Raw genomic sequence first — 10,438 nt, forward strand, 5'->3', positions numbered from 1 at the left:
TGGCTCGCATACTGGCAGGCTGAAGCCAGCGCCCCTAATATCAAGCTTTGCTTAATAGCTGTCGCGACTAACTTGTGGTGTGTCTCCAATCACTAAATGTTTTTTAAATTGTTGTGTTGATTGAATTAGCTAGCAGATGAGTGTAACGAGCGGAAGAGTTCTTAACTACGAAGGATAAAGAAGGTTAGGCCAAAGCGTTAAAACTACACATGCACTTATTTTTTCTTTATGTCCTTTGTGCCGCGCAGCACTTCGTGGTTGCTTCAGATCTTTAAAGTCAAAAGCTTAAAAAATATTAATGATGGTTTTTCTTCGTGTCCTTCGTGAAGCGCAGCGCTTCGTGGTTGCTTGGCTTTTTAAAATCAAAAGCGATTAACCACGAAGATATGAAGGGCGGATAAAGTTAGGCCAAAAGCGTTAAAACTACACTCGCACTTATCTTTTCTTCGCGCTCTTTGTGTAGCGATTTGTGGTTACTTATTTTTAAAATAAAAAGCGGTTAACCACGAAGGCACGAAGGGTGGAGAAGGTAAGCTCAAAAATAGGTTCTCATTTTTAAAGATTTTCTGCGTGTCCCCGTGAAGTGCAGCGCTTTGTGGTTTCTTATTTTTAAAATAAAAAGCGGTTAACCACGAAGGCACGAAGGGTGGAGAAGGTTAAGTCAAAAGCAAAAAGCGTTATGTCTAAACAGCCTTATTTGGTTGTACTTGATTTTCTTCGTCCCCTTCGTCCCCTTCGTGTAGCGCAGCGCTTCGTGGTTATTTATTTTTTAAAAGAAAAAGCCTTTACACGTTTACTCAACTGCTTTTAACGTCGCTTTCAAAAGAGCCCAATAATTATCAACTGATGCAATGTGTACTTTTTCATCAGGGCTGTGTGGGAATTTAATCGTCGGTCCGAATGAAATCATATCCCAGTGCGGATATTTATCGCTGAATAAACCACATTCCAAACCAGCATGAATAACCATTGCTTTAGGCTTCTTAGCAAATAACGTTTCATATTGTGTTTCCATTATTTGGTATATTGCTGAGTTTGTATTGGGCGTCCAACCTGGGTAATTACCTTCTTTAGCGACTCGTCCATTAAATTGCTTAAAGTGTGCGGCAATTAAATCTGCTCTTGCGTGTTTGTCAGCATCAACTTGTGAACGTACTAATACTTGAATAGCAAAATGATTAACCGCACCAGTCTGTTGAGTTATCACCCCTAAATTACTTGAAGTTTCAACTACGTTAGGAAAGTTGTCATCCATTGCAAACACGCCATTGACACAGTTATCTAACGCGTTTATTAGATTGTCATGGCTTGTGTGTGTTAATACTGAATTTGGTAACGAGCAGGGGGTGATGCTCACAGTAAAGTTGTTTTCACTGGCTCTGTATTTATCTTTAAGGCTCACTTGTAATGTACTGATGACCGTTTTAATGCTGTTGTAATATTGCTCATCACATACAATGACGGCTTTTGCTTCGCGTGGAATCGCATTACGTAAACTACCGCCAGAGAATGACGATATTAAAAAGGGCGTACCAGCTAAGTTAGTTAACACTGAAGCTAACTCTTTCACTGCATTAGCACGACCTAAATTAATGTCAACGCCAGAGTGACCTCCTTTTAAGCCGGAAATAGTAATTTCATAGGCATTTTCGGAAATGTCAGATTCCATCTTTTCAAAAGGAAGCAGTACGTTAACATTAACGCCGCCAGCACAACCTACATAGAGTTCACCTTCTTGCTCTGAGTCGGTGTTGATTAAAATCTTACCTTGTAACGCATTCGCTTCTAAAGCAAATGCGCCTGTCATGCCTGTTTCCTCATCGGTTGTGATCAGCACTTCTAATGGACCATGTTCAATATTGTCATCATCTAAAATAGCTAAGCATGATGCCATGCCGATACCATTATCTGCCCCTAGGGTTGTATTATCCGCTCGTAACCATTCTCCATCTACAATAGGGGTAATGGGATCAGTCAAAAAGTCATGTACTTTATCATTGTTTTTTTGGGGCACCATATCAAGGTGACATTGCAATATAACCGGCGTTCTATCTTCAAAACCAACGGAAGCTGATTTTGTTAGTATTAAGTTACCTATTTTATCCTTAACGCAGGCTAATTTTTTTTCAGCTGCCCAATTAATAATCCAATGAGTAAGTTGCTCTTCATGCTTTGAAGGATGAGGGATTGCGCATATTTTTTCAAAGAATGACCATACAGGAGCTGCTTGAAGTGACTGTAATTGTTGCATAAATAGGCCTTTTGCCGCTAAAAATAAGAGTAACCTTAGTTTTACTTGGTTTGAATTCCAAGTGTTTTACGTTATTATGTAATTGATCTAGATCAATTTATAAAATTAACGTTAAGGAAGTTACCGTGTCAGAAGAAAACTTTAAAGACCCATATAGCCTACGTCATTTTCTTGGTTTATTGGTTGTGTTCTTAATTCCAACCTTGCCAGCTACTTTAACGTTAATTCAAGTACTGTCTTAAAAATCAATCGGTTACTAATTTCATTGTCGATAATTAGTAACCGAATCTACAACAGCTACGCTACTCTTTTTCCCTCTTTATGTCATTAATTTCTAACTGATTTAACATCAAAATAAACGAAGTTTGATCTCTGTATCTTATCCAGTAATCGCTAGCATATTTCTCACTATAAAGAAATTACCAAAACAGACATTTATTTTAATAAAATTAAAAATTTGATTGGTCAATTGCCCTTAAGATCTATAAAATACGCGGAATTTGCCAAATTTTACTATTTTCTGGTGAAAAAATGCTCTGCATGGCCTCACTCAGATTATATAAATTTTTATTTATTTGTTATTTCATGGAGGTTAACTTGAGTCATTCTGCCATACTGGTATTGGAAGATGGGACTGTATTTAGAGGCGTATCAATCGGCGCTCACGGAAGCTCTGTTGGTGAGGTTGTTTTTAACACTTCAATGACAGGCTACCAAGAAATTCTGACTGATCCATCCTACGCAAGACAAATCATTACACTCACTTACCCTCATATTGGCAACACTGGAACAAACGATGAAGATGAAGAATCTCCATCAATCCATGCTTGTGGCCTTGTTATTCGCGATTTACCTCTTCTAGCAAGCAACTTCCGTAATCAAGCATCATTAAGCGACTACCTAACAGCACGTAACGTTGTTGGTATTGCTGATATTGATACACGTAAGTTGACACGTATTTTACGTGAGAAGGGTGCTCAATCAGGTTGTATCGTTGCCGGTGATAACATCGACGAAGCTGCTGCCCTTGCACAAGCTAAAGCCTTCCCAGGTTTAAAAGGAATGGACTTAGCGAAAGAAGTAACAACAAAAGAATCATTTGAATGGTCTGAAGGCAGCTGGACATTAACTGGCGGCTTACCTGCACCAAAAACAGATTGTAAATACCATGTTGTTGCTTACGACTACGGCGTTAAACGTAACATTTTACGTATGTTAGCTGACCGTGACTGTAAATTAACAGTGGTACCTGCGCAAACACCTGCATCTGAAGTGTTAGCAATGAACCCTGATGGCATCTTCCTATCTAATGGCCCTGGTGACCCAGAACCATGTACTTACGCGATTGACGCTATTCAAGAAATCCTAAAAACTGATATACCAGTATTCGGTATTTGTTTAGGTCACCAATTATTGGCACTAGCAAGTGGCGCAAAAACAGTGAAGATGAAATTTGGTCATCACGGTGCAAATCATCCTGTTAAAGATTTAGAGCGTGATGTTGTGATGATCACTAGTCAAAACCACGGTTTTGCAGCTGACGAATCGACATTGCCGGCAAACTTACGTGCAACGCATGTGTCATTGTTTGATGGTTCACTACAAGGTATTCACCGTACTGATAAAGCGGCATTTAGTTTCCAAGGTCACCCAGAAGCTAGCCCAGGCCCGCATGATGCAGCGCCTTTATTTGATCACTTCATTGAATTGATTGAACAGTACAAAAACGCCTAGTTAATTAGAACGATAGAACAGATATAAAAAGGTAATTTCAGATGCCAAAACGTAATGACTTAAAAACGATTCTCATCATTGGTGCAGGTCCGATTGTTATCGGTCAAGCTTGTGAATTCGACTATTCAGGCGCGCAAGCATGTAAAGCGTTAAGAGAAGAAGGGTACCGCGTTGTACTTGTTAACTCTAACCCTGCAACGATTATGACTGATCCAGAAATGGCCGATGCCACTTACATCGAACCTATTCACTGGCAAGTAGTAGAAAAAATTATCGCTAAAGAGCGTCCATGTGCAGTATTACCAACAATGGGTGGCCAAACGGCACTTAACTGTGCATTAGAGCTTGAAGAAAAAGGTATTTTAGCGAAATACAATGTTGAAATGATTGGCGCAACAGCCGATGCTATTGACAAAGCTGAAGACCGTAGCCGTTTTGATACCGCAATGAAGAAAATTGGACTTGAATGTCCACGTGCAGGTATCGCACATACAATGGAAGAAGCTTACGGTGTCCTAGACATGGTTGGCTTCCCTTGTATTATTCGTCCATCATTTACGATGGGTGGAACAGGCGGTGGTATCGCGTACAACAAAGAAGAATTTGACGATATCTGTTCAAATGGTTTAGACCTTTCTCCAACAAGTGAATTATTGATTGATGAATCATTAATCGGTTGGAAAGAGTATGAAATGGAAGTGGTTCGCGACAAAAATGATAACTGTATCATTGTTTGTGCGATTGAAAACTTCGACCCAATGGGTATTCATACGGGTGACTCAATTACCGTTGCACCTGCTCAAACACTAACAGATAAAGAATACCAATTAATGCGTAATGCGTCTTTAGCAGTACTACGTGAAATTGGTGTTGAAACAGGCGGTTCAAACGTACAGTTTGGTATCAACCCTGCAGACGGCCGCATGGTTCTAATTGAAATGAACCCACGTGTATCACGTTCATCTGCATTAGCATCAAAAGCAACGGGTTTCCCAATTGCTAAAATCGCTGCAAAACTAGCGATTGGTTATACGCTTGACGAATTACAAAATGATATCACTGGCGGTAAAACACCAGCATCGTTTGAACCAACAATCGATTACGTTGTCACTAAGATCCCGCGTTTTAACTTTGAAAAATTCGCTAACTCTAATTCTCGTTTAACAACACAAATGAAATCAGTTGGTGAAGTGATGGCGATTGGCCGTAACCAACAAGAATCATTACAAAAAGCGCTTCGTGGTCTAGAAGTGGGCGCTGATGGTTTCAGCCCAATGGTTGACCTAAACGACGAAGGCGCAAAAGAAAAAGTATTATACGAACTACGTGAAGCTGGCGCAGAGCGTATTTGGTACATCGGTGATGCATTCCGTCTAGGTATGACGATGGAAGAAATTCATGACATCACGATGATTGATAACTGGTTCCTCGTTCAAATCGAAGATTTAATCTTAGAAGAGAAAAAACTAGCAGAAGGCGGTTTACGTTCATTAGATGAAGCGCGTTTACGTGGACTTAAGCGTAAAGGCTTTGCCGATAGCCGTATCGCATCTGTCGTCGGTATTACTGAAACTGAAGTACGTAAATTACGTGAGAAGTTTTCACTACACCCAGTGTACAAACGTGTAGATACCTGTGCTGCTGAGTTCTCATCTGATACTGCTTACATGTACTCAACTTACGACGAAGAGTGTGAAGCAAACCCAACAGATAACGAAAAAATCATGATCATCGGTGGTGGTCCTAACCGTATCGGTCAAGGTATTGAATTCGATTACTGTTGTGTACATGCGGCGCAAGCAATGCGTGCAGACGGTTATGAAACCATCATGGTTAACTGTAACCCTGAAACGGTTTCAACAGACTACGATACTTCTGACCGTTTATACTTTGAATCAATCACGCTTGAAGACGTACTTGAAATCGTACGTGTTGAAAAGCCTAAAGGCGTTATCGTGCAATACGGTGGTCAAACACCACTTAAATTAGCACGTGCACTTGAAGCCGCTGGCGTACCAATTATCGGTACTTCACCTGAAGCAATTGACCGCGCAGAAGACCGTGAACGTTTCCAACAAGTGGTTGAGCGTCTAGGCCTTAAACAACCAGAAAACGATACAGTAACAACGCTTGAACAAGCAGTGACTTCTGCAACACGTATTGGTTACCCGTTAGTGGTACGTCCTTCGTATGTACTAGGTGGTCGTGCGATGGAAATTGTTTATGACGAAATTGATTTACGTCGTTACTTTAAAGAAGCGGTCAGTGTTTCTAACGAATCACCTGTATTACTTGATCGTTTCTTAGATGATGCAATCGAAGTTGATATCGATGCAATCTGTGATGGTACTGATGTCGTTATCGGCGGCATCATGGAGCATATTGAGCAAGCCGGCGTTCACTCTGGTGACTCAGCATGTTCATTACCTGCTTATACATTAAGCAAAGAGATTCAAGACGAAATGCGCGGCTACATCAAAGCATTAGCGTTAGAGCTAGGTGTTGTCGGTTTAATGAATACTCAGCTTGCTGTTAAAGATAACGAAGTTTACATGATTGAAGTAAATCCTCGTGCAGCACGTACAGTGCCATTCGTTTCTAAAGCGACAAGTGTGCCAATTGCTAAAATTGGTGCAAGTGTGATGGCGGGTAAAACGCTTAAAGAACTAGGCATTACTGAAGAAGTTATTCCACCGTATTACTCTGTTAAAGAAGTAGTATTACCGTTCAACAAATTCCCAGGCTCAGATCCAATCTTAGGCCCAGAAATGCGTTCAACAGGTGAAGTAATGGGCGCTGGTGCAACGTTTGCTGAAGCTTATGCTAAAGCAGAATTAGGCTCGACGAAAGAAGTTGCAACGGTTGGCCGTGCGCTTATCTCTGTACGTAACAGTGATAAAAAACGTGTTGCTAAACTGGCACAACAGCTTCTTGACCTAGGTTTCGAACTTGATGCTACACACGGCACAATGATCGTACTGCAAGAGTCAGGCATTAATGCTCGCCTTGTTAACAAAGTACAAGAAGGTCGTCCACATATTCTTGACCGCATCAAGAACAGTGAATACAACTACATTGTAAACACAACAGAAGGGCGTGTAGCGATTGAAGATTCTCGTCAACTACGTCGTGCTGCGTTACGTTATAAAGTAGATTACACAACGACATTAAACGGTGCATTTGCAACGTGTCAGGCACATACCGCTGACCCAACAGCACCAGAAGCGACAGTGACCTCAGTACAAGAGTTACACAAACGCATTAATGGTTAATCTAATTTTTGATTGATAATAAGTTAGTGTAAATAGCTGATAGGAAGCCACTCAATTGAGTGGCTTTTTTTTGATCTTCATTTGTATCTGATAATTTATTCTTGGGTTCAAGTCATGAGTGCGATCATTTAAATAAGTCAGATAAAGGGCTTCTTACGCAGTTTGCTCCTGCCTGTAAAACATGAGTATATATTTGGGTTGTACGGATATCTGTGTGACCTAATTGTTCTTGAACTGTACGGATATCTGCACCGCGCTGTAATAAGTGCGTTGCAAAAGAATGGCGTAATGTATGTGCTGTTACATGTTTATTTAACTCTAGTCTTTGAGCTGTTTTTTTGATTGTTTTTTGAATATTCGTTTCGTGAATATGGTGGCGTCTTAAATTACTCGTGCCGGGTTCGATTGAGAGTTGTGTTGAAGGGAATAAGTAATGCCATTTAAATTCCTTCGCCGCATTAGGATATTTACCTGCCAAAGCATGCGGTAAATACACACCTTTATAATCATTTCGTAGCATATCTTCTTGATAATAAAAATTAGCTCTTATTATTTGGTTTTGCAAAGGGGTTTTGAGTTCAGGTGCTAACGTTACACGTCTATGTTTACCACCTTTCGCATGCCAAATGTTGATTGAGAGATAATCAAAATCAATATCTTGAATGCGTAACCTAGCCGCTTCCATTAATCGCAATCCACTACCATATAACAAATAACATGGAAGTGATAATGCAGGAGGAATTCCCTTTAATAAACGAGATACTTCTTCAGGCGTTAGTACTACGGGGAGTTTAGGCTGTGTACTTGTTTTATTAAACTTGAGATCTAGCGTTAAAGGTTTGTCTAAAAATTCTCGATATAAATAAACTAACGCATTAAGCGCTAATGCTTGAGTTCTTGGTGCGACTTTTTTTGTATTCGCTAGATAAGAAAGAAAAGATTCGACTTCAGCATCATGGCAAGTAAATGGGTGTTGTTTATTATTGAAATAGATATAGCATTTTATCCAATAAACGTAAGCTTTGATGGTTTTTTCTGCATAAAACGTCAAACGCATGTTTTCACTAACTGCACTTAAAAATGGAGATTTCATTTTTTATTCCTTACTGCATGTAAATGGTGTGTTTATATACAGTATAGGTGTTGTTCCGCATTTCCGCCGGAAATGCGGAATGATTCTATGTATTTACATGACCAATATTTGACAATCAACTCTAAAGTATTGATTTAATGTTTTATGAGCGTATTGTTGAAGCAATTTTAACAACAGAAGATATTCCGCATTTCCACCGGAAATACGGAATTGTTCTGTATAATAAGCTGTTATAAGCCAGTTGTAGCTGCAACGTATTACTCATGGGAGTTTTATGATATTACAAAGGTATATGGATCTATCAAAATTTATGTATTTATTGCAAAAAAGCTCATTATTTTTACCTAAAATGTCACTCTTTGATGATCATTTAGAGGGGGGGCTTACAGCTATAGATTATCTGTCATCTTCAAATGATTTTGCACACTTAGATATTGGTATGTGCAGTGCCGGAACTTCTAATATTGAAAAAGCTAATGAGAAGGTGAATCAACGTTTATTTGAAACTCCTTTTGGAGAATACAAACGTAATGACCTTGATAAAATATTTCCTCGTTGTAGAGAGTGGCTTTATGTGAGTTGTTGGCATAAATCCTCACATGAATGCTCTGCTATGTGGTCAATTTACGGTGGTGTTAATAACTCTGTTTGTATACTTACCACTGAAGATAAACTTCTAAATCAAATACAAAAACCTAAAAATGTTAATAAAATAAAATTAGAAGACGTTGAGTACCTTGACCATAAATATGGGCAGTTAACTGGCAGTGATTCCCTCGCACCTTTTTTAGCTAAATCTTTACCATTTAGTTTCGAAAAAGAGACTCGCTTAATAGCTTATAATACTGAAATAGATTTAAGTCGCGTTAATAAAAACCCTGATGCAGGAGTAGAAGTTTCAATTGAGTCATTAGAGCAATTAATAGATAAAGTTGTTATATCACCGAAAGCAGATATTTGGTTCTCAGACTCAATCAAACAACTTTGTAATAGTAATGGGTTAAATATAGTTGAAGACTCAACATTGCGAAAAAAACGTTTTATGGGTTCTCTAGAAGCATACGCACAATTAGAAGAAAATGTCTTATAACAAGGCAATTAAACGGAACTAAAACAGTGGGTTACGTTTCGCTTCGCTCCACATTTTAACCCACTATTTTAGTCCGCTTATTGCGGCGTTATGAATATATTCAAAATTTGGTGATAACTTGAGCGAAAAAGAATTTTCAACACTTAGAAAAGTAGCAACTCTACTGTTTGATAGAGAATTTAGCTCTCATTTATCCAGTGAGGAAGGAAGAATATTTTATCTACTTAGTAAGAAATTCTTAAATCATATTAATAGTTTTTATACGGTATTGAATGGCACAAATTTCAATGATGTAGTTAAAAATAGTGAACAAATCGATCACTCGTCAGCGAAAATACTTTTAAGAGCATCCTTTGAATCTTATTTAGTAATGACTCACTTATTCTATGATAAACCTGATCTAACAGAAATCAGGGTGTTGTTGTATCGACACAGTGGTTTGAAAGAGAGGCAAAATAAGTTACCGACTAAGAATTTGGATGATGCACTGCAAGAAAAGATGAATCTGGAGGCTGAGTTAATAAAAACAATTGAAGAATCAATTGAAAATTTATCATCAAAATTAAACCTCAATCATACGCATATTTCTAAAGCTGTAAAAGAAGGATGGAGTACAGGGAATGGTTGGGTAAAAATAGGACTTAAAAGTTCTTTACCAAATAAGTATGTTAATTATGTATACCCATATTTATGTGGTTACTCTCACTCCGGCTTTGAATCTTTGATGCAGTTATCTACTGATGAAAATTGTAACAATCAGGAAGTTAGAGAGAAGCAAACGACGTTATACTTCTTTGCCACATATTTGTTGGCTAACTTCTCCAAATCGTATTGTCTCTATTCTAAGTCGACTGGTTACGAAAATATTGAAAATATAGGTGCAATTGATACTTTTTTACAGAAGTACCAAGGTGTATATTCATAACAAACAAGAATAGGTGTCGCGCAGCCGACACCTTATTCGGGTGTTGGACAAGCCCGTTTGAGGTTGGTTTACT

Annotated in this window: 6 protein-coding genes; 4 read left to right on the plus strand and 2 right to left on the minus strand. The window is 38.7% G+C overall.

Features of this window, described 5'->3' with window-relative positions:
* Positions 1-793: 793 nt before the first annotated feature.
* Positions 794-2,251, minus strand: coding sequence for an aminoacyl-histidine dipeptidase (locus Q0794_RS09870; protein WP_298941550.1), 1,458 nt, complete (start codon positions 2,249-2,251; stop codon positions 794-796).
* Positions 2,252-2,836: 585 nt separating this feature from the next.
* Here Q0794_RS09870 and carA point away from each other — a divergent pair.
* Both carA and carB read left to right on the plus strand, forming a co-directional pair.
* Positions 2,837-3,985 (plus strand): glutamine-hydrolyzing carbamoyl-phosphate synthase small subunit, encoded by a 1,149-nt coding sequence (gene carA, locus Q0794_RS09875; protein ID WP_298941551.1) that lies wholly within the window; start codon positions 2,837-2,839, stop codon positions 3,983-3,985.
* Positions 3,986-4,026: 41 nt separating this feature from the next.
* Positions 4,027-7,257: a carbamoyl-phosphate synthase large subunit gene (carB, locus tag Q0794_RS09880; protein WP_298941552.1), complete on the plus strand. Its 3,231-nt coding sequence runs from the start codon at positions 4,027-4,029 to the stop codon at positions 7,255-7,257.
* A gap of 124 nt (positions 7,258-7,381) precedes the next feature.
* Here the strand turns inward: carB and Q0794_RS09885 are convergent, their stop codons facing one another.
* On the minus strand, positions 7,382-8,350 hold the full coding sequence (locus tag Q0794_RS09885) for an integron integrase (RefSeq protein WP_298941553.1): 969 nt from the start codon (positions 8,348-8,350) through the stop codon (positions 7,382-7,384).
* Between the two features lie 274 nt (positions 8,351-8,624).
* On the opposite strand from Q0794_RS09885, the gene Q0794_RS09890 reads away from it, so the two are divergent.
* The gene (locus Q0794_RS09890; protein WP_298941554.1) at positions 8,625-9,440 is read left to right on the plus strand and encodes a DUF2971 domain-containing protein; all 816 of its coding nucleotides are present in this window, start codon (positions 8,625-8,627) and stop codon (positions 9,438-9,440) included.
* A 118-nt stretch (positions 9,441-9,558) separates the two neighbouring features.
* Positions 9,559-10,365, plus strand: a complete 807-nt coding sequence (locus tag Q0794_RS09895) for a DUF5677 domain-containing protein (RefSeq protein ID WP_298941555.1) — start codon at positions 9,559-9,561, stop codon at positions 10,363-10,365.
* Positions 10,366-10,438: the final 73 nt, after the last annotated feature.

It is taken from the genome of uncultured Psychromonas sp., from assembly GCF_947489755.1.
Lineage (GTDB): Bacteria > Pseudomonadota > Gammaproteobacteria > Enterobacterales > Psychromonadaceae > Psychromonas.